At 72.3% G+C, this 19,878-nt stretch carries 18 protein-coding genes and 1 pseudogene; 15 read left to right on the top strand and 4 right to left on the bottom strand.

What is annotated here, in order from left to right; all coding sequences use genetic code 11:
• Positions 1–175 precede the first annotated feature (175 nt).
• The 9 genes from hrcA (at position 176) to GV126_RS12305 (ending at position 10,683) form a co-directional block, all read left to right on the top strand.
• The gene (gene hrcA, locus GV126_RS12345; RefSeq protein ID WP_028422165.1) at positions 176–1,192 is read left to right on the top strand and encodes a heat-inducible transcriptional repressor HrcA; all 1,017 of its coding nucleotides are present in this window, start codon (positions 176–178) and stop codon (positions 1,190–1,192) included.
• Complete coding sequence (gene dnaJ / locus GV126_RS12340; protein WP_159665593.1) at positions 1,193–2,329, top strand: molecular chaperone DnaJ; 1,137 nt, start codon at positions 1,193–1,195, stop codon at positions 2,327–2,329.
• A 257-nt stretch (positions 2,330–2,586) separates the two neighbouring features.
• The gene (locus GV126_RS12335) at positions 2,587–3,678 is read left to right on the top strand and encodes a nitronate monooxygenase (protein ID WP_159665591.1); all 1,092 of its coding nucleotides are present in this window, start codon (positions 2,587–2,589) and stop codon (positions 3,676–3,678) included.
• Positions 3,675–4,415 carry a 16S rRNA (uracil(1498)-N(3))-methyltransferase gene (locus GV126_RS12330; RefSeq protein WP_159665588.1) on the top strand — a complete coding sequence of 247 codons (741 nt, stop codon included), beginning with the start codon at positions 3,675–3,677 and terminating at the stop codon, positions 4,413–4,415. The genes GV126_RS12335 and GV126_RS12330 overlap by 4 nt, the downstream gene beginning before the upstream one ends.
• A gap of 34 nt (positions 4,416–4,449) precedes the next feature.
• A complete protein-coding gene (locus GV126_RS12325) occupies positions 4,450–4,842 on the top strand; it encodes a VOC family protein (RefSeq protein WP_159665585.1) in 393 nt (130 codons plus the stop codon).
• 250 nt (positions 4,843–5,092) lie between these two features.
• Positions 5,093–8,320: a S41 family peptidase gene (locus tag GV126_RS12320; RefSeq protein WP_201299932.1), complete on the top strand. Its 3,228-nt coding sequence runs from the start codon at positions 5,093–5,095 to the stop codon at positions 8,318–8,320.
• Positions 8,321–8,397: 77 nt separating this feature from the next.
• Entirely contained in the window at positions 8,398–8,751 is a 354-nt protein-coding gene (locus tag GV126_RS12315) for a histidine triad nucleotide-binding protein (protein ID WP_159665579.1), read from the top strand.
• Between the two features lie 13 nt (positions 8,752–8,764).
• Positions 8,765–9,670: a ribonuclease Z gene (locus tag GV126_RS12310; RefSeq protein WP_159665576.1), complete on the top strand. Its 906-nt coding sequence runs from the start codon at positions 8,765–8,767 to the stop codon at positions 9,668–9,670.
• A gap of 20 nt (positions 9,671–9,690) precedes the next feature.
• Complete coding sequence (locus GV126_RS12305; RefSeq protein WP_185947958.1) at positions 9,691–10,683, top strand: adenosine deaminase; 993 nt, start codon at positions 9,691–9,693, stop codon at positions 10,681–10,683.
• A gap of 38 nt (positions 10,684–10,721) precedes the next feature.
• Here GV126_RS12305 and GV126_RS12300 read toward each other — a convergent pair whose 3' ends face one another.
• Entirely contained in the window at positions 10,722–11,513 is a 792-nt protein-coding gene (locus tag GV126_RS12300) for an IclR family transcriptional regulator (RefSeq protein WP_159665573.1), read from the bottom strand.
• A gap of 110 nt (positions 11,514–11,623) precedes the next feature.
• On the opposite strand from GV126_RS12300, the gene GV126_RS12295 reads away from it, so the two are divergent.
• From GV126_RS12295 to GV126_RS12280, 4 genes and pseudogenes are all read left to right on the top strand, one after another.
• Positions 11,624–12,949, top strand: a complete 1,326-nt coding sequence (locus GV126_RS12295) for a glucarate dehydratase family protein (protein ID WP_159665570.1) — start codon at positions 11,624–11,626, stop codon at positions 12,947–12,949.
• Between the two features lie 166 nt (positions 12,950–13,115).
• Positions 13,116–13,616: pseudogene (locus GV126_RS12290) on the top strand (carbohydrate kinase family protein); the annotation flags it as partial.
• Positions 13,617–14,151: 535 nt separating this feature from the next.
• The gene (locus GV126_RS36400) at positions 14,152–14,361 is read left to right on the top strand and encodes a hypothetical protein (RefSeq protein WP_236569967.1); all 210 of its coding nucleotides are present in this window, start codon (positions 14,152–14,154) and stop codon (positions 14,359–14,361) included.
• A 185-nt stretch (positions 14,362–14,546) separates the two neighbouring features.
• Complete coding sequence (locus GV126_RS12280; RefSeq protein ID WP_159665567.1) at positions 14,547–15,221, top strand: ribonuclease FAU-1 family protein; 675 nt, start codon at positions 14,547–14,549, stop codon at positions 15,219–15,221.
• Between the two features lie 250 nt (positions 15,222–15,471).
• On the opposite strand, the gene GV126_RS12275 is transcribed toward GV126_RS12280, so the two are convergent.
• Positions 15,472–15,948 (bottom strand): DUF4142 domain-containing protein, encoded by a 477-nt coding sequence (locus tag GV126_RS12275; RefSeq protein ID WP_159665564.1) that lies wholly within the window; start codon positions 15,946–15,948, stop codon positions 15,472–15,474.
• Positions 15,949–16,341: 393 nt separating this feature from the next.
• On the bottom strand, positions 16,342–16,695 hold the full coding sequence (locus GV126_RS12270; RefSeq protein ID WP_201299833.1) for a hypothetical protein: 354 nt from the start codon (positions 16,693–16,695) through the stop codon (positions 16,342–16,344).
• Between the two features lie 1,042 nt (positions 16,696–17,737).
• On the opposite strand from GV126_RS12270, the gene GV126_RS37165 reads away from it, so the two are divergent.
• Positions 17,738–18,259 carry a carcinine hydrolase/isopenicillin-N N-acyltransferase family protein gene (locus tag GV126_RS37165; RefSeq protein ID WP_268977404.1) on the top strand — a complete coding sequence of 174 codons (522 nt, stop codon included), beginning with the start codon at positions 17,738–17,740 and terminating at the stop codon, positions 18,257–18,259.
• Complete coding sequence (locus GV126_RS12265; protein ID WP_268977403.1) at positions 18,159–18,683, top strand: carcinine hydrolase/isopenicillin-N N-acyltransferase family protein; 525 nt, start codon at positions 18,159–18,161, stop codon at positions 18,681–18,683. Before GV126_RS37165 ends, GV126_RS12265 begins: the two co-directional genes overlap by 101 nt.
• 472 nt (positions 18,684–19,155) lie before the next feature.
• On the opposite strand, the gene GV126_RS12260 is transcribed toward GV126_RS12265, so the two are convergent.
• The gene (locus GV126_RS12260) at positions 19,156–19,818 is read right to left on the bottom strand and encodes a TetR/AcrR family transcriptional regulator (protein WP_159665561.1); all 663 of its coding nucleotides are present in this window, start codon (positions 19,816–19,818) and stop codon (positions 19,156–19,158) included.
• Between the last annotated feature and the right edge of the window lie 60 nt (positions 19,819–19,878).

Below are 19,878 nucleotides of genomic sequence, written 5' to 3'. Positions count from 1 at the left end.
GCTCCCACCCCGCCTCTTCCCAAGTCACCGTCATGCCGCGACGCTAGCTTCCCGGGACCGTCCTTGCCGCAGCCGTACCCGGCAGCCGTACACTGGGCGCGGGAATGCTGGCACTCGTATGCGCCGAGTGCCAGGACGGGCGGAGAGCCGAGGAAGGACTCTGGAGGTGTGCGCGATGCTCAGTGAGCGACGGCTTCAGGTACTCCGCGCCATCGTCCAGGACTACGTCGGCACGGAGGAGCCGGTCGGCTCGAAGGCGCTCACCGAGCGGCACAACCTCGGCGTCTCCCCGGCCACGGTCCGCAACGACATGGCGGCCCTGGAGGAGGAGGGCTACATCGCCCAGCCGCACACCAGCGCGGGCCGCATCCCCACCGACAAGGGCTACCGCCTGTTCGTCGACAAGCTGGCCGGGGTCAAGCCGATGACCGCGCCGGAGCGGCGCGCCATCCAGAACTTCCTCGACGGCGCCGTCGACCTCGACGACGTGGTGGCCCGCACGGTGCGGCTGCTGGCGCAGCTGACCCGGCAGGTCGCGGTCGTCCAGTATCCGTCGCTGACCCGTTCGACCGTGCGGCACGTGGAGCTGCTGTCGCTGGCGCCCGCGCGGGTCATGCTGGTGCTGATCACGGACACCGGGCGGGTCGAGCAGCGGATGATCGACTGCCCGGCCCCGTTCGGGGAGACCTCGCTCGCCGACCTGCGGGCGCGGCTGAACAGCCGGGTCGCCGGCCGCCGTTTCACGGACGTGCCGCAGCTGGTGGAGGACCTGCCGGACGGCTTCGACGTCGAGGACCGCGGGACGGTCTCGGCGGTGCTGTCCACGCTCCTGGAGACGCTCGTCGAGGAGAACGAGGAGCGGCTGATGATCGGCGGCACCGCCAATCTGACCCGCTTCGCCCACGACTTCCCCCTCACCATCCGGCCCGTGCTGGAGGCACTGGAGGAGCAGGTCGTCCTGCTGAAGCTGCTCGGTGAGACACAGGATCCGGGCATGACCGTGCGCATCGGTCACGAGAACGCCCACGAAGGACTCAACTCCACGTCCATCGTGTCGGTGGGCTACGGTTCGGGCGGCGAGGCAGTCGCCAAGCTCGGCGTGGTCGGACCGACCCGCATGGACTACCCGGGAACGATGGGAGCGGTACGCGCAGTGGCACGGTACGTCGGACAGATCCTGGCGGAGTCGTAAGTGGCCACGGACTACTACGCCGTCCTCGGCGTGCGCCGCGACGCGTCGCAGGAAGAGATCAAGAAGGCCTTCCGGCGGCTCGCACGCGAGCTGCACCCGGACGTCAACCCCGATCCGAAGACCCAGGAGCGGTTCAAGGAGATCAACGCCGCCTACGAGGTGCTCTCCGACCCGCAGAAGAAGCAGGTCTACGACCTCGGCGGCGACCCGCTCTCGCAGTCCGGCGGGGCCGGCGCGGGCGGCTTCGGGGCCGGCGCCTTCGGCAACTTCTCCGACATCATGGACGCCTTCTTCGGCACGGCGTCGCAGCGCGGACCGCGCTCGCGCACCCGCCGCGGCCAGGACGCCATGATCCGTCTGGAGGTCGAGCTGGACGAGGCGGCCTTCGGCACCACCAAGGACATCCAGGTCGACACGGCCGTCGTCTGCACCACCTGCAACGGCGAGGGCGCGGCGCCGGGCACCAGTGCCCAGACGTGCGACATGTGCCGCGGCCGCGGTGAGGTCTCGCAGGTCACCCGGTCCTTCCTGGGACAGGTCATGACCTCCCGCCCCTGCCCGCAGTGCCAGGGCTTCGGCACCGTCGTGCCCAACCCGTGCCCGGAGTGCGCCGGCGACGGCCGCACCCGCGCCCGCCGCCCCCTGACGGTGAAGATCCCCGCCGGTGTGGACAACGGCACCCGTATCCAGCTCGCGGGTGAGGGCGAGGTCGGCCCGGGCGGCGGCCCGGCCGGTGACCTGTACGTGGAGATCCACGAGCTGCCGCACCCGGTCTTCCAGCGGCGCGGCGACGACCTGCACTGCACGGTCACCCTCCCGATGACCGCGGCGGCCCTGGGCACCAAGGTGCCCCTGGAGACGCTGGACGGCATGGAGGAGGTCGACATCCGCCCGGGCACCCAGTCGGGCCAGTCGATCCCGCTGCACAACCGCGGTGTCACCCATCTGCGCGGCGGCGGGCGCGGCGACCTCGTCGTCCACGTCGAGGTGCAGACTCCGACCAAGCTCGACCCCGAGCAGGAGCGCCTGCTGCGCGAGCTGGCCAAACTGCGCGGCGAGGAACGCCCGCAGGGGCAGTTCCAGCCCGGGCAGCAGGGGTTGTTCTCGCGGTTGAAGGACGCGTTCAACGGCAGGTGACGGCCGGTGGCCGGCGGGCTGGGGGTCCGGGGGTCGTCCCCCGGGCGGGCACAGTCGGCCCGGGCAGCAGGGGTTGTTCTCGCGGTTGAAGGACGCGTTCAACGGTCGCTGAGGCGCGTGCGGCGGCTGCCTCGAGGCCGCCGCACCACCGAGTCGTACGCGGAGGCGGTCACGGCATCACCCGCCTGGCCGCCTCCGGCACATGCCGGAGGTCGGGCCGATTCGGAGCCGTCCCCGGGACGTGACACCATGCGGTCATGTCCTCCGCACTGACCGATCTCTTCCCGCACCCGATCGTGCAGGCGCCGATGGCGGGCGGCCCCTCCGTACCGCGGCTGGCCGCCGCCGTGTGCGACGCCGGCGGGCTGGGGTTCCTCGCCGCCGGCTACAAGACCGCCGACGGCATGTACCAGGAGATCAAGCAGCTGCGGAGCCTGACCGCCCGCCCGTTCGGCGTGAACGTGTTCATGCCGCAGCCGGAGCACGGGGAGTCCGGCGCGGTGGACCTGTACGCCCAGCAGCTGGCCGGCGAGGCCGCCTGGTACGAGACCGAGCTGGGCGACCCGGAGTGCGGCGGCCGGGACGACGGCTACGACGCCAAGCTCGCCGTGCTTCTGGAGGACCCCGTTCCGGTGGTCTCCTTCCACTTCGGCGTGCCCGCCCGCGAGGTCGTCGACGCCCTGCACCGGGTCGGCACCTACACCCTGGTCACCGCCACCACCGTGGAGGAGGCCCGGGCCGTGCAGCAGGCCGGCGCGGACGCGGTCGTCGCCCAGGGCGTGGAGGCCGGTGGCCACCAGGGCACCCACCGCGACCTGCCGGAGAACGACGGCGCCGGCATCGGCGTGCTGTCCCTCGTCGCGCAGCTGCGCGAGGCGGTGCACCTGCCGATCGTCGCCGCGGGCGGCATCATGCGGGGCAGCCAGATCGCCGCCGTGCTCGCGGCCGGGGCGAGCGCCGCCCAGCTGGGCACCGCGTTCCTCGCCACCCCCGAGTCCGGCGCGCACGACCTGCACAAGCAGGCCCTGACCGACCCGCTCCACCCGCACACCGAGCTGACCCGCGCCTTCACCGGGCGGCCGGCCCGCGGCCTGGTCAACCGCTTCCTGCGCGAGCATGGCCCCTACGCGCCCGCCGCCTACCCGGAGGTCCACCACCTCACCTCGCCGCTGCGCAAGGCCGCCGCCAAGGCGGGCGACCCGCAGGGCATGGCGCTGTGGGCGGGCCAGGGCCACCGCATGGCCCGGGCGCTGCCCGCCGGACAGCTGGTGGAGGTGCTGGCCGCCGAGCTGGAGGAGGCCCGGGCGGCGCTGGCGGGCCGCCGGCCCGCGGGAGGGGGCGCGCGATGACGGCACCGGTGTTCGTGGTCGACGACCTCGGCCGCATCGGACCGGAGTTGGTGCTGGACGGCCCCGAGGGGCGGCACGCGGTCTCCGTGAAGCGGCTGCGGCCCGGCGAGGACGTGGTGCTCACGGACGGGCGCGGCCGCTGGACGCAGGGCGTGGTCAAGGCCGCCGAGGGCAAGGACCGGCTGGTCGTCATGGACCTGGAGACCGTGCGGGAGGAGCCCGCCCCGTCGCCGCGGATCACCGTCGTGCAGGCCCTGCCCAAGGGCGACCGCGGGGAACTGGCCGTGGAGACCATGACGGAGGTCGGCGTCGACGCGATCGTGCCGTGGGCCGCTTCCCGCTGCATCACGCAGTGGAAGGGCGAGCGCGGCCTGAAGGCGCTCGGCAAGTGGCGCGCCACCGCCCGCGAGGCCGGCAAGCAGTCCCGGCGGGTGCGCTTCCCCGAGGTCGCGGACGCGGCGACGACCAAGCAGGTGGCGCGGCTTCTGGCCGAGGCGGACTTCGCCGCCGTGCTCCACGAGAGCGGCGAGGAACCCCTGGCCACCGCCGAACTGCCCGCCGAGGGCGAGATCGTGCTCGTCGTCGGCCCCGAAGGGGGCGTCTCGCCCGAGGAGTTGGCGCTGTTCGCGCAGGCGGGCGCGCGGCCGTACGTCCTCGGGCCCACCGTGCTGCGTACCTCGACCGCGGGTGTCGCGGCCACGGCCCTGCTGCTGGGCCGCACCGGCCGCTGGTCCTGAGGACGCGGTTTCTCGATCCAGGAGGGGGACGACTGTGGAACTCACCCAAGTGCGGCTGCTCGTCGACGACTTCGCCGCCTGCTACCGCTTCTACGCCGACGTGCTCGGCCTCGAACCGCAGTCCGGCGCGGACCGGGGCCCGTACGAGAAGTTCAGCCCCGGCACCGGCTCCGCGGGCATCGCCCTGCAGGACCGGGCGATGATGGCCCGGGTGCTGGGCGCACTGGGCGACCGCGCCACCGGTCACCGCTCGCTGGTGGTGCTGCGCGTGGACGACCTGGACGCCTACTGCGCCGAGATCACCGGGCGCGGCGCGACCCTGCTGCACGGCCCGGCGCCCATGACGGACCGGATGCGGGTGGCGCACCTGGAGGACCCGGAGGGCAACCTCGTGGAACTCCAGCAGTGGCTGCGGCCGCGCGCCTGAAGACACACGGGCGGCGCAGGCGTGCGGCGCGCGGACGTACGGGCGCAGGGGGCGCGGACGCAACGGGCGTACTGCACGCGGACGCACGGGCGCGCGACCGCGGAGTCGTGCGCGGGTGCGGGGCAAGTGATCCGACCCCCTGTCCCCGTCGGCCGCCACTGCATAGGGTGATCGGGTGACTCAGTCCGCATCGTCTGCATCGTCTGCATCGACCACGCCGTCCGCGCCGTCCCAGCCGTCCGCACCGTCCGTGCAGCCGTCCGGGTATCTCCGATTCCCCCACCTGCACGGCGAGTTGGTGGCCTTCACCGCCGAGGACGACGTGTGGCTCGCGCCCCTGGACGGTGGGCGTGCCTGGCGGGTCAGCGCCGACAACGTGCCGGTGAACCACCCGCGCATCTCGCCCGACGGCACCACCGTCGCCTGGACCTCCACCCGGGACGGCGCTCCCGAGGTGCACATCGCCCCGGTCGCCGGCGGACCCGCCAAGCGCCTGACGCACTGGGGCAGTTGGCGTACCCAGGTGCGCGGCTGGACCCCCGACGGACGGGTGCTGGCGCTGTCCACCCAGGGCCAGGCCAGTCTGCGGCGCAGCTGGGCGCGGGCCGTCCCGCTGGACGGCGGGCCGGCCGACACGCTGCCCTACGGGCCGGTCGGCGACGTCGCGTACGGGCCGCGCACCGTGCTGCTGTCCGCGCCGATGGGACGCGAGGCGGCCTGGTGGAAGCGGTACCGGGGCGGCACGGCGGGCAAGCTGTGGATCGACGCCGAGGACGACGGCGAGTTCGTACGGCTGCACGCGGACCTGGACGGCAACATCGAGTACCCGCTGTGGGTGGGGACGGGAATCCCCCCTGTCCCAGCGGATCCGGGAACGTGGGGGAGGATCGCGTTCCTCTCCGACCACGAGGGCACCGGCGCGCTGTACTCCTCCCTCGCCGACGGCTCCGACCTGCGCCGGCACACCCCGCTCGACGGTTTCTACGCGCGCCACGCGGCCACCGACGGCACCCGTGTCGTGTACTCCAGCGCCGGTGAACTGTGGATCCTGGACGACCTGGAGGGCGCCGAGCCGCGCCGCCTGGACATCCGGCTCGGCGGCCCCCGCGTGGACCTGCAGCCCTACCCGGTGAACGCGGCCCGCTGGTTCGGTTCCGCCGCGCCCGACCACACCGCGCGCGGCAGCGCGGTCGCGGTACGCGGCGCCGTCCACTGGGTCACGCACCGCTCGGGTCCGGCCCGCGCGCTGGCCGCCGAGCCGGGCGTGCGGGCCCGGCTGCCGCGCACCTTCCGCTCCGAGGGGGAGGAGTGGGTGGTGTGGGTGACGGACGCCGAGGGCGAGGACGCCCTGGAGTTCGCGCCCGCCACCGGCCCGGCGCCCGGCGCCACCCCGCGCCGGATCGCCGCCGGGCAGCTCGGCCGGGTGCTGGAGCTGGCCATGGCCCCCGACGGCAGCCGCGCCGCCGTCGCCTCGCACGACGGGCGGCTGCTGCTCGTCGAGCGGGAGACCGGGGAGGTCCGTGAGGTGGACCGCAGCGAGCACGGCGACGTCTGCGACCTGGCCTTCTCGCCGGACTCCGCCTGGCTGGCCTGGTCCCACCCCGGTCCGCGCCCGCTCAGCCAGCTGCGGCTGGCGAGCACCACGGACCTGACGGTCACCGAGGCGACCCCGCTGCGCTTCCACGACTACGCGCCCGCGTTCACCCTGGACGGCAAGCACCTCGCCTTCCTCTCCCACCGCTCCTTCGACCCGGTCTACGACGAGCACGTCTTCGACCTGGCGTTCGTGGAGAGTTCCCGGCCGTACCTGATCACGCTGGCCGCGACCACGCCGTCCCCGTTCGGACCGCAGCGCCACGGCCGCCCCTTCGAGGTGTCCGACAAGGAGGAGACTCCCGACAGCGAGGGCACTCCGGCGACCCGGATCGACCTCGACGGCCTGGCCGACCGCATCGTGCCCTTCCCGGTCGAGGCCGCCCGCTACTCCAACCTGCGCGCCGCCCGCGACGGCGTGCTGTGGTTGCGCCACCCGGTCACCGGCGTGCTCGGCGCCTCCCGCGCCACGCCCGACGACCCGGACCCGAAGACCGAGCTGGAGCGCTACGACCCCGCCCAGCAGCGCATCGAGCACCTCGCCGCCGACGCCGACCACTTCGAGGTCAGCGGCGACGGCAAGCGGATCCTGCTGTGGACCGACGGCAAGCTCAAGGTCGTCCCCAGCGACCGGCGTCCCTCCGGCGACGACGACAGCGACTCCAACATCACCGTCGACCTCGGCCGGATCCGCCAGACGGTGGACCCGGCCGCCGAGTGGCGGCAGATGTACGAGGAGACCGGCCGCATCATGCGGGACAACTTCTGGCGGGCCGACATGGGCGGCGTCGACTGGGACGGCGTCCTGGACCGCTACCGGCCCGTCCTCGACCGCCTGGCCACCCACGACGACCTGGTGGACCTGCTGTGGGAGGTGCAGGGCGAACTCGGCACCTCGCACGCCTACGTCACCCCCTTCGGCGCCTACGGCGACGGCGCCCGCCAGGGCCTGCTGGGCGCGGACATCTCCCGCCACGAGGACGGCAGCTGGCGCATCGACCGGATCCTGCCCTCGGAGACCTCCGACCCGCAGGCGCGCAGCCCGCTGGCCGCGCCCGGCGTCGCCGTTCGCGCCGGCGACGCGATCGTCGCGGTCGGCGGCCGGCCCGTCGACCCGGTGACCGGGCCGGCCCCGCTGCTGGTCGGCACGGCGGGCAGGCCCGTCGAGCTGACGATCTCGCCGGCCGGCGGGGGAGAGCCCCGGCACGCGGTCGTGGTGCCCCTGGAGGACGAGGAGCCGCTGCGCTACCACGCCTGGGTCGCCGACCGCCGCGCCTACGTGCACGCCGCCTCCGGCGGCCGGCTCGGCTATCTGCACGTGCCGGACATGCAGGCGCCGGGCTGGGCGCAGATCCACCGCGACCTGCGGGTGGAGGTGGCCCGCGAGGGCCTGGTCGTGGACGTGCGGGAGAACCGCGGCGGCCACACCTCCCAGCTGGTGGTGGAGAAGCTGGCCCGGCGGATCGTCGGCTGGGACCTGCCGCGCGGCATGCGCGCCGAGAGCTATCCGCGGGACGCGCCGCGCGGGCCGGTGGTCGCCGTCGCCAACGAGTTCTCCGGTTCCGACGGCGACATCGTCAACGCGGCGATCAAGGCGCTGGGCATCGGGCCGGTCGTCGGCACCCGCACCTGGGGCGGTGTCATCGGCATCGACAGCCGCTACCGCCTGGTCGACGGCACCCTGGTCACCCAGCCGAAGTACGCGTTCTGGCTGGAGGGCCCGGGCTGGGGCGTGGAGAACCACGGCGTGGACCCGGACGTGGAGGTGGTCCAGCGCCCCCAGGACCACGCGGCGGGCCGCGACGTCCAGCTGGACGAGGCGATCCGCATCGCGCTTCAGGCTTTGGAGACCACGCCCGCGAAGACCCCGCCGAGCCTGCCGTAGGGCCGGGTGAGGGCGGGCACCGCGCGGTCCCCGCTCGATACGATGCACCACAAGAAGATCACCACGTGAGGAGAACCATGGCAGGGGAACCGCAGGACGACTGCCTGTTCTGCAAGATCGTCGCGGGTCACGTCCCCGCGACGGTCGTCCGCGAGACCGACACCACCGTCGCCTTCCGTGACATAAACCCCCAGGCACCCACCCACGTCCTGGTGATCCCCAAGGCGCACTACGAGGACGCCGCCGCCCTGGCCGCCGGTGCCCCGCAGCTCGCCGCGGACGTGCTGCGCGAGACCCGGGCCGTCGCCGACGAGGAGAAGCTGGACAGCTACCGCATCGTCTTCAACACCGGCCCCGGCGCCGGGCAGACGGTCTGGCACGCGCACGCCCACGTCCTGGGCGGCCGCGGCCTGCAGTGGCCCCCCGGCTAGGGACGGCGGCTTCGTGTCCGTCCGTGAACTGGTCGTCCTGGGCACCGCCAGCCAGGTCCCGACCCGGCACCGCAACCACAACGGCTATCTGCTGCGCTGGGACGGCGAGGGCATCCTGTTCGACCCCGGCGAGGGCACGCAGCGGCAGATGCTGCGCGCCGGGGTCGCCGCCCACGACGTGAATCGGATCTGCGTCACCCACTTCCACGGCGATCACAGCCTGGGCCTGGCCGGGGTGATCCAGCGGATCAACCTCGACCAGGTGCCGCACGAGATCACCGCGCACTACCCGCGTTCGGGCAAGCGCTTCTTCGACCGCCTGCGGTACGCCACCGCCTACCGCGAGACGGTCGCCCTCACCGAGGCCCCCGTCGACGCCGACGGCACCCTCGCGACGACCCCGGCGTACCGCCTGGAGGCCCGCCGCCTGTCCCACCCGGTGGAGTCCTTCGGCTACCGGCTGGTCGAGCCCGACGGGCGGCGCATGCTGCCCGAACGGCTCGCCGCGCACGGCATCACGGGCCCGGACGTGGGCCGCATCCAGCGCGAGGGGTCCCTCGGCGGGGTGCCGCTGGAGGCGGTGAGCGAGGTCCGGCGCGGGCAGCGGTTCGCGTTCGTCATGGACACCCGGCTGTGCGAGGGCGTGCACGCGCTCGCCGAGGGCTGCGACCTGCTGGTGATCGAGTCCACGTTCCTCGACGCCGACGAACCGCTCGCCGTGGAGTTCGGGCACCTCACGGCCGGGCAGGCGGCCCGGGTGGCCCGGGACGCGGGGGTGCGCCACCTCGTCCTCACCCACTTCAGCCAGCGCTACACCGACCCGGGAGAGTTCGAACGGCAGGCGCGCGCCGCCGGGTTCGAGGGCGAGCTGACCGTGGCCCGCGACCTGCTCCGGGTGCCGGTTCCCAAACGCCGCTGACCAGGCCGTACGATGCTCTGATGCCCCTGCCCAAAGCCGAACTGCACCTGCACGTCGAAGGCACCCTGGAACCGGAGCTGGCGTTCGAGCTGGCCGCGCGCAACGGCGTGAAGCTGCCGTACGCGGACACCGACGAGCTGCGCGAGGCCTACCGCTTCCAGGACCTGCAGTCCTTCCTGAACCTGTACTACGAACTCATGGCCGTCCTGCGCACCGAGCAGGACTTCGAGGACCTGGCGAACGCCTATCTCGCGCGGGCCGCCGCGCAGGGCGTGCGGCACGCGGAGATCTTCTTCGACCCGCAGGCCCACCTTTCGCGCGGTGTGGAGATGGGCACGGTCGTCGAGGGGCTGTGGCGGGCGCTGGGCCGCAGCGAGGAGGGCCACGGGATCTCGACCCGGCTGATCCTGTGCTTCCTGCGGGACGAGTCCGCCGAGTCGGCGATGGAGACCCTCCAGGCCGCCCGGCCGTACCTGGACCGGATCACCGGTGTCGGCCTGGACTCGGCCGAGGTCGGGCATCCGCCGGTGAAGTTCCGCGAGGTGTACGAGGCCGCCGCCGCTCTCGGGCTGCGCCGTGTGGCGCACGCCGGGGAGGAGGGGCCGCCGCAGTACATCACCGAGGCCCTCGACGTGCTCGGCGTCGAGCGCGTCGACCACGGCCTGCGCTGCATGGAGGACCCGGAGCTGGTCGCCCGCCTGGTGCGCGAGCGGATCCCGCTGACCCTGTGCCCGCTGTCGAACGTCCGGCTGCGCACCGTCGACACCCTCGCCGACCACCCGCTGCCCGCCATGCTGGACGCCGGGCTGCTGTGCACGGTCAACTCCGACGACCCGGCCTACTTCGGCGGCTACGCCGGCGACAACTTCGACGCCGTCCAGCGCACCCTGGGCCTGACCGAGGAGCGGCTGCGCGAGCTGGCCCGCAACTCCTTCCTCGCCGCCTTCCTGGACGACGACGAGGAGCGCAGGCAGCGCTACCTGGCCGAGGTGGAGGCCTACACGTTCCCGTAGGCCGCGGGCCGTGCACGGGAGGCGGGCCGGCCGGGCGCTCAGCGCCAGTGCGGGCCGCCTCCCGCGCCCGGCGCCGACGCCTCGATGCGGGCCCGGATCTCCCGCATCACCGCGACGATCCGCTCCTCGTGCGCCGGGGTCAGCCGGGCCACCGGCACCGAGCAGCTGATCGCGTCCAGGGCGGGGGTGTCGTAGCGCAGCGCGAAGCCGAAGCCGACGATGCCGAGGACGCCCTCCTCGCGGTCCACGGCGTAGCCGCGCTCGCGCACCCCGGCCAGATCGGCGGCCAGCGCCTCGCGGCTGGTGCGGGAGTTCGGGGTCAGCGCCTCGTAGGGGCCCTCGGGCAGGTCCGCGTCGGGGCGCTCGGCGAGCAGCGCCTTGCCGAGCGCGCCCACGTGTGCCGGCAGCCGCCGCCCCACCCGGCTGATCGTCCTCAGGTACTCGTGCGACTCCCGCGTCGCCAGGTACGCCACGTCCCGCCCGTCCAGCCGGCCCAGGTGGATCGTCTCGCCCAGTTCCTCGGACGCCTGGTCCAGATAGGGCCGCACCAGGCGCACGCGCGGGTCGGAGTCCAGGTAGCCGGTGCCGGTGAGCAGGGCGCGGAGGCCGATGCCGTAGAGCGAGCCGGTGATGTCCGTGCGCACCCAGCCGCGCGCGATCAGGGTCTGCAGCAGCGCGTACATCGAGCTGCGCGGCACGCCGAGGGCGTCCGCCAGTTCCTGCAGCCGCGCCGGGCGGTCGCCGCGCGCCGCGAGCAGTTCCAGCAGCTCCACCGTCCGCGCCGCGGACTTCACCTCGCGCACGCCCGCGCCCTCCGCTGTCCCCGGCATGCCCCAGATCGTAATCGCGCCGGCGACCGTGGCCCCGGCCGCACCGTTGACGCCCTCTGTTCAGCTGCCTAACCTCTGTCTCCATACGTAGATGTCATCTACATAGGGAGATGAGCGTGCGCCGCGACCTGAGCCCCGCCCCGAGCCGCGACCTGACCGTCACCGACGTGCGGCTGACGCCGATCCTGGTCGCCGACGCGCCGCTGCTGAACACCCAGGGCGTCCACCAGCCGTACACGCCCCGCCTGATCGTGGAGGTGGTCACGGCCGGCGGGGTCACCGGCGTCGGCGAGACCTACGGCGACACCCAGTACCTGGAACTGGCCCGCCCGTTCGCCGAAAAACTGAAAGGGCATCAGATCAGCGACCTCAACGGCCTGTTCACCCTCGCCGAGCAGGTCGCCGTGGACGCCTCCCGGGTGCGCGACGCCGTGGACGTCGGCGGGCTGCGCGGTGTGCAGACCGCCGACAAGCTGCGCCTGTCCGTCGTCTCCGGCTTCGAGGTCGCCTGCCTGGACGCCCTCGGCAAGGCCCTCGGCCTGCCCGTGCACGCCCTGCTCGGCGGCAAGGTGCGCGACTCGGTCGAGTACAGCGCCTACCTGTTCTACAAGTGGGCCGCCCACCCCGAGGGCGTGCCCTGCGAGCCGGACGACTGGGGCGCCGCCCTCGACCCCGCGGGCGTCGTCGCCCAGGCACGCCGGTTCAAGGAGCGCTACGGCTTCACCTCCTTCAAGCTCAAGGGCGGTGTCTTCCCGCCCCAGGAGGAGATCGCCGCGATCCGGGCGCTGGCCGAGGCGTTCCCCGGGCACCCGCTGCGGCTCGACCCCAACGGCGCCTGGTCGGTGGCGACCTCGCTGAAGGTGGCGGAGGAACTCGGGGACGTCCTGGAGTACCTGGAGGACCCCACGCTCGGCACACCCGCCATGGCCGAGGTCGCCGCCCGCACCGGGGTGCCGCTGGCCACCAACATGTGCGTGACGACCTTCGCCGAGATCGAGGAGGCGTTCACCCGGGGCGCCGTGCAGGTCGTGCTCTCCGACCACCACTACTGGGGCGGCCTGCGCAACACCCAGCAGCTCGCCGCCGTCTGCCGCACCTTCGGCGTCGGCGTGTCCATGCACTCCAACACCCACCTGGGCATCAGCCTCGCCGCGATGACCCACGTCGCCGCGACCGTCCCCGGCCTCCACCACGCCTGCGACTCCCACTACCCCTGGCAGTCGGAGGACGTCCTGACCGAGCGCCTCGCCTTCACCGGCGGCCACGTCACCGTCCCCGACGCGCCCGGGCTCGGCGTCGAACTCGACCGGGACAAGCTGGCGTTCCTGCACCGCCGGTGGCTGGAGGACGACGGCGCGCTGCGCGACCGCGACGACGCGGCGGCGATGCGCGTCGCCGACCCGGGCTGGGTCACCCCGGCCGTACCGCGCTGGTGAGGGACCCGGCGGGGCGTGCGACCGCCGCCCCGCACCCGGGCGCGCCGCCCGCGGCGGGGCACACCCCCGTCCCGCACCCGACCGCGCCGCCCCCGGCGTGACCGCCTCCACCTTGTCGGTGCTCTGGTGCACACTGGCCTGATCCGCACCATGTCAGGAGCGCACCGTGACCGCGTCCCATACGCCCGCCGGAGAGGATCCGCAGTACCCGCAGGACAGGGAGTACATCGTCGGGGCACCGCACGCCCCCGTCGGCCCGCAGGTCGATCCGCTGGCCGCGATCCGCTCGGCCGACGACCCACCCTGGGACGTGTACCTGACCGGAACCGTCTTCCTCGACATCATCTTCACCGGACTCGACTCCGCCCCGGTGCGCGGCACCGAGTCCTGGGCGCGCGGCATGGGGTCGAGCCCGGGCGGCGTGGCCAACATGGCGACCGCGCTGGCCCGCCTGGGCCTGCGCACCTGCCTGGCGGCCGCGTTCGGCGACGACCACTACGGCGAGTACTGCTGGGACGCGCTGGAACAGGGCGAGGGCATCGACCTCTCCCCGTCCCGCACGGTCGCCGGCTGGCACTCGCCGGTCACCGTCTCCATGGCCTACGAGGGCGAGCGCACGATGGTCTCCCACGGCCACGAGCCGCCCCCGGAGGAACCCGCCCCCGACGGACGGTGGGGTCCCAGTCCGTCCGGTACTCGTACTTCTTGACGTCGCTGACACGCCGTTGCCGAGGGTGAAGGTGCCTTGGGTCCGCGCGGCGCGGGTGTCCGCGGGCCAGCCGTCGCTGCCGTCGGGGAACTGGGCCGATGTGAAAGGGACCTTCGTTCTGATGCGTCTGGCCCGCACCGCACCGCACTGCGGCCGTCGCTCTGCTCCTGCCCGCCACCGCCCACATCGCCACCGCCACCGCCCGCACAGCCGGCGCGGTCACCGTACCGCTGCGCGCCCCGGGCCAGAGGGTGACCCTGCCGGTCCGTGACGCTCTCGCCCAGCTCCCGTACGCGCGGAGGACCGCACCGGCTATGAGCGCAGCAAGTTCAAGCACTGGGTGGATGCCGACCATGACGGCTGCAACACCCGCCAGGAGGTTCTCAAGGCGGAGGTGGTCGTCACATCCGGGCATGGGCGCGCACTGCACCCTGGCCGGGGGCCGCTGGTACTCGCCCTACGACGACCGTTACATCGACGGTGCCGCAGTGTGGTGTCTGCGGCTTCGAACCGGTCGAAGGCGGACCAGGACCCGGCCACGTGGCTGCCGTCGGCGGCCGGGTACCGCTGCCAGTACGTCACCGACTGGGTGGCCGACAAACTCCGTTGGGGCCTGAGTATCGACGCCGACGAACAGATGGCCCTCGCGCAGACGTTGGGCCAGTGCCCGGACCGTCCTGTCACGGTCATTCCGGCCCGGTAGGGAGGGCAGTCTACAAGGGGCTGCTGGCGGTCATAGGCCGCCAGCGCGCCGACTGGCCGTTCGTAGGGCGGGCGCCGGATCGCGGTGATCCGAGCGTTCTCGCCGATCGCTCGCCGACACCACAGGCATCCTGTTGCCGAGCAGAGAACCAGACGTCTGGCGGGCTGCTGCGGAGGAGGATTTCGATGGAGATTTTCAGGGCCGGTCAGACGGTCGTGCGGCGTGACGTGCACTGCTCCGGCCGGGTGTGGAGCGAGCATGCACTGCGCGTTGTCGCTGACACGAGCCAAGCCCTGGTGGCCGCCTGCCCGCCGGGCGCCGAGACCCGCTGGCCTGCCCTGTACGTCAAGGCTCGTGACGACGGCGACCGCTCGGTGCGGATGGAGGTGTTCGACGCGATGGCGAGCGGCACGTGGGAGCTGGCGGCTTCAGTGTGGCAGGAGACCGAGCTGCTGATGTGGAAGCCGCCGGCTGCCTGGTTCAGCATCAACGCCTTCTACACGGGCGGCGGGCTGCGGAACTGGTACGTGAACTTTGAGCGCCCCGCCATCCGCACCGGCGACGGGTTCGACACCTTCGACCTCACCGTGGACCTGATCGTCGACCATGACTTGACCAGATGGCAGTGGAAGGACGAAGACGAGTACGCGCATGTGCGGCGGCTCGGCATCGTCACCGACACCGAGCACCGCGCCGTGGACGCCGCCCGCGAGGAAGTGCTTGCGATGCTCGCCGAACGCTGCGGGCCCTTCACCGACCTCGCGGCGTGGTCAGCCTGGCGGTGGAACCCGGCCTGGCCCGCCCCGCGACTGCCGCAGCCCGCGGCGGGCACGGGCAGTGCTGCACCGGCATGCGGCTGAGCCGGGGATTCAGACGGCCGGGACGCCACCGGCCGCGCGCAAACCCCGCTCGCCCCGCCGTAGCCGCCCACCCGGCCCTGCGGATAGCCCGCCGTCGCTGAGGTCCGCGCGGACGCTGCGGTCGATGCGGGGCGCTATCGGCACCCAGTTCGTCTCCTGCGGGCTGACAGCTGGTCGACGATCTCACCCCGCATCACACCCCGCGGTTCTGGCGCTGATTCCCCAGCGCCGGAGCCCGACGGAAGCTGGCTCACTCCGTGACGCCCAGCTTCTGCGCGAGCTTCTGCCCCATCAGGTAGTGCTCGCGCAGCGTCGGCAGGGCGTCCAGGGCAGCCTGCTTCAGCGACGGGTTATCACCGTCCTTGGCTTCCTTCTCGAACGCGGCGATGCCGATCCGGTGCGCCTCCAGACCGAGCTTGCGCACGTAGGCGCGGTCGAAGTCGGCGCCGACCAGGGGGCGCAGTGAGTCCAGGAGGGCGGTGTCGCTGTTGTCCTTGGGGACGGTCACGCCCTCAGGGGCGGTGCCCTTCAGCTGCACGGTCAGCCGCATGAAGTCGGCGATCATGTGCCGCGCGAAGGACCGCACGTCGGCGTTGCTCGTGTTCTTGTGGGCCGTCTTCCCCGCGTCGATCTGGGTGCTGTACAGCACCGTCGCGGCCTGGACGAAGTTCTGGTCGACGGGCGAGAGCGTGTTGTCCGCGGGGGTGGCGGCATCCTCGGTGGTCATGATGTGCTCCTTACTCGGTGATGCGCCGCACGCGACCGGACGGCCGGCGCGGCGTTGACGGTGATCGTCCAGGCTGCAGCCGCAAGTGTCCGACAGACACAGTGCACGGGGCCTGGGCGCTGTGTCGTACAGACTGCTCAGGCGCTGGTGAGGTACCAGGCCTGCGTGAAGTCGTTCTGGTCGGCCGGCTGCAGACCGGCCAGGGGCGGGAAGACGCCCAGCTTGTGCAGGCCGACCCCAGATCCGTACCGGAGGAGGCGTTGCGGACGGTGACGATGCCGTTGTCCAGCTCCTCCACCTGCCGCTGCCGCGCCTTTCCGGCCCGTGCGCACGGCGCACGGGCCGGCGGCACGCCGCGGGGTGTGTCCTCTGTGGCGCCTCGGCGGTGTTCCTTCAGGAGAAGACGACGGAGCGCAGGAGCAGGCGGTCGGATGCGCCCGTGCCGGCGGGCAGGGTGTAGTAGGTGTCGCCTTCGCAGTCGGCGTCGAGGAAGACGGTGGCGGTGGCGTCCGTGCGGTTCTTGGGTGCCCTGGAGGCCGTGCCGGGGGCGGAGCCCGGCGCGGGCAGGTTGATGCATTCACCGCTGGCGGGGTTGTTGAGGAAGCCGACGGCCTCGTATCCCTCGGCGGTGGTGTAGGTGTAGCGGAACTGGCCGGTTGCCGCGGAGGCTGAGCCGGGTGCGGCCAGAAGCAGAACGAAGGCGCTGCAGGCGGCGCTGACGGCCGCCGTGATCGATCGACGGGTCACGGTGGTCTCTTCCTGTCGGTGCTTGGGCGTTCCATGCCAGTGATTCCTGAGGAGGCGGGTGGCCACGGCAACCGGGCGGGGGCGGTCGGTGCCGACCCGCTGCAGCCGGGCTGGCCTCCGGTGAAACGGGTAGATCTCGCCGCCGGCGTAGATGTGCCAGACGGTGCCGTCGGCGGCTGCGCCGATGGCGGTCGCGCCGCCGCGGACCTTCTGTCAGGGGAGGCGTCGTTGTTGGTGCAGCGGTAGATGTTCCCGCCGGCGTTCACCCCCCACGTTCGTGCGTGAGCCTGCCGCAATCCGTACGAGAGCGCCGGAGACCCGCTGCCACTCAGCCATGGCGTTGACTCCCTTGTCGAGGAGGACTGTGCGGGGAAATGCTGACGGCATAACCGGAAGATACGGAAGGTCGGAATACGCATCCGAATTATTCTTTCGACGTAAAAGCGATGTTTGCTGGTTGAGGAGCGTGTTCCTGCCTGACCTCCGGCCCGATCCGCTGGGAAATGGATGGCCCGATGCAGGTCGCTCGCGTGGGCTACCCCAGCCCCAGCCGGTGCGGTGGTCCTTGGCTGTGCGGCGGGAACTGTCTGCCACCGGGGTTGCCCCCTCCAGCGACCGCAGGCCACTGCAGCAGTCACCCGGCTGCCACGGCCCCGCCCCCCGCCGCTACGCCATCTCCGGCGAACGGGAAACTGTCGCGTTGGTGGCGCCCGGGTTTCGGCCGCGGGGTGACGTAGCAGTCGCGGTCCCGGCGCGGGGGCGGGATCCGGCTTGTTCACTCGCTCGAATGGATCGTTCCGTTTCTGCGGTTCGTGTTCTTTGCGTGCGGTGCAGCATCGCTCTGCGGTGACCGTGACCAAGACGCCGACGGCACACGGTGCCGAAGCGTGGGGCGAAGGGGAGGGCGCTGCAGGCTATGTCGTTCGAGAAGATCTGCGGGTACCTCGGATGCCTGCACCAGCCATGCTTGATCTGGTGAATCACCTACGAAATTAGCTAGGTTGCGAGCGCCTGACTCGACGTCCGCAGGGGAGCGGCAGCCATGAGCCAACAGCAGAAGACCTTCCGTGCTATCGAGGTTGGCGACGGAAGTGACGGGCGATGGGCTACCCATACGCAGGCCCTGTGGCCGCTCGCGGAGGGGTGGATGACCGAGGAGAGCCGCACTTCAGAGGGCGCGGATCGTGCTCAGAGGCTGTTCGAGGCGCACATGCCCGAGCTGCTTCCCGTGCTCGACCGTCTCGCCGGTCAGCTCGACCGGCCTGAAGCGAAGACCTTCCTCACCCTCGCGACCTTGCGACCGTTCTTCTCGGGCTGCACCCAGATCGGCGGCAGTGGCAACCTGCTGCGCAACTACGACTTCAGCCCTGACGAGTGTGAGGGCACCATTGTCTCCTCCCACTTCCTTCGGCCGGTGATCGGAATGCAGGATGCCGCCTGGGGCTTGTTGGACGGGATGAACGATGCCGGGCTCGCGGTCTCACTCACCTTCGGTGGTCGATTCGCCCCACGGCCCAGGCTTCGCCATCCTCATCGTCCTGCGCTACTTGTTGGAGACGTGTAGCACCGTTGATGAGGCCGTCAGCAAGTTGAAGTCCATACCGATCGCCATCCCGCAGAACGTCACCCTTGTCGACCCCGAGCAGGCACTGACGGTGTTCGTGGGGCCGGACATCCCGCTGACTGAGGCCCCGGACGCCTGCGCTGCCAACCATCAGCACATGCCGGTGCCCGACGAGCAAGAGCAGTCCTCCCGGACCCAAGAGCGGCTGAGCGCTCTTCGCGCGGCCGGCACGGACGTGGCGGCGATGCTGAAGCCGCCGCTGTATCAATCCGCGTACGACAAGGGGCTGGGAACCCTCTACACCGCTCACTACCGACCCTCTGAGGGCTGTGTGACCTACTACTGGCCTGGCGAGTCCTGGGAACAGTCCTTCGGCGACTTCGTTCCGGGATCCCGCACCGTGGCCATCGGTCAAGCCGGCTGAGAAGGTCCTCTTGGCCTTGAGCGGAGGAACACCACGCCGACGAAAACCGGGTGGGTCCGGTCCGGCATCGGACGCTGCTCAGTGGCCGACGGGACCGAGCAGGCCCAGTACGGTGCAGGCACCGGCCGCCGGTTCGCGGTCGGGGGCCGGCGGGCCGAGGTCCGCGGGCGCGCCGTGCAGGAGAGCCGGGCGCCGTCCAGGTCGCCGTCGAGGGCGGTGGCCTGGGCGAGATTGACGTAAGTGACGAGGGCGGCGGTGTCACCGGCTGCGGCCGGCGCAGGGCGCTCAGTCCGCCGGCGGCGATGCCCGGTGCGCCGGCGGCGACTTTGCCGCTGCTGAGGCGGCCCAGCAGTTCGTCGTCCGCTTCCCCTTCCTGGGCACATCGCTCCAGCAGGGCGCGGCCGGCGCGGTCCGGCGCCCTCCGTGCCGGGACGGCCGGAGGGGGCCCGTGGTCCGAGCGCCCTGCGCGGCGTCAGACTCTGTCCACGGCCTCGTGCCGGCTGCGCCACTGCGGCGTGGCCACACCGGCGAGAACGACCTCCACGACGTCCTCGGCCAGGGTGGGGGTGAGCGGCAGGTGCCCGAAGAGCACCCGGTAGTAGGCCGTGGCGCCGAGCAGGTCCAGCAGCAGGTCGATGTCCGCGTCGGGGCGGATGTCGCCGCGCTGGATGCCCCGGCGCAAGGCGGCGGCCGTGGCAGCGCGACGCGGATGGAACAGCTCGTTCAAGAACTCCGACTCCAGTTCCGGGTCGTCCGTGAGGTCCGCGATGAGCGCGGGCAGCGCCCGCCGCCCGATGGTGGTCGTGAAGGCGTGGCTCAGGGTGCGGATCCCGGCGATGAGGTCGCAGTGGGTGCAGCCGGTGTCAGGGGTGGGCGAGGAGCCCATCGTCTGCACCAGCGCGCTGACCACGAGGTGCTGCCGGGAGCGCCAGCGGCGGCGCAGGGTCGGCTTGCTGGTGCCCGCCCGGGCGGCGACGGCCTCCAGCGTCAGCCGGCCGTAGCCGACCTCGTTGAGGATCTCGATCACCGCCTGCCGTACCGCCGCGTCGATGCGTTCGTCGCGCGGTCGGCCTCTCGAACGCTGCTGCGCCGTCAGCGGGGCGGCACCCGCGGCGCCCTGTGGCGTGCTCACCATGCCTCCAGTATGTTTATGATTCCGTTCCGCATCGGAATGTAATTCTCTCACACGAGGTGA

Origin of the sequence: Streptomyces mexicanus (genome assembly GCF_902506575.1) — a bacterium.
Lineage (GTDB): Bacteria > Actinomycetota > Actinomycetes > Streptomycetales > Streptomycetaceae > Streptomyces > Streptomyces mexicanus.
This window is presented reverse-complemented; position numbering and strand designations above follow the sequence as displayed.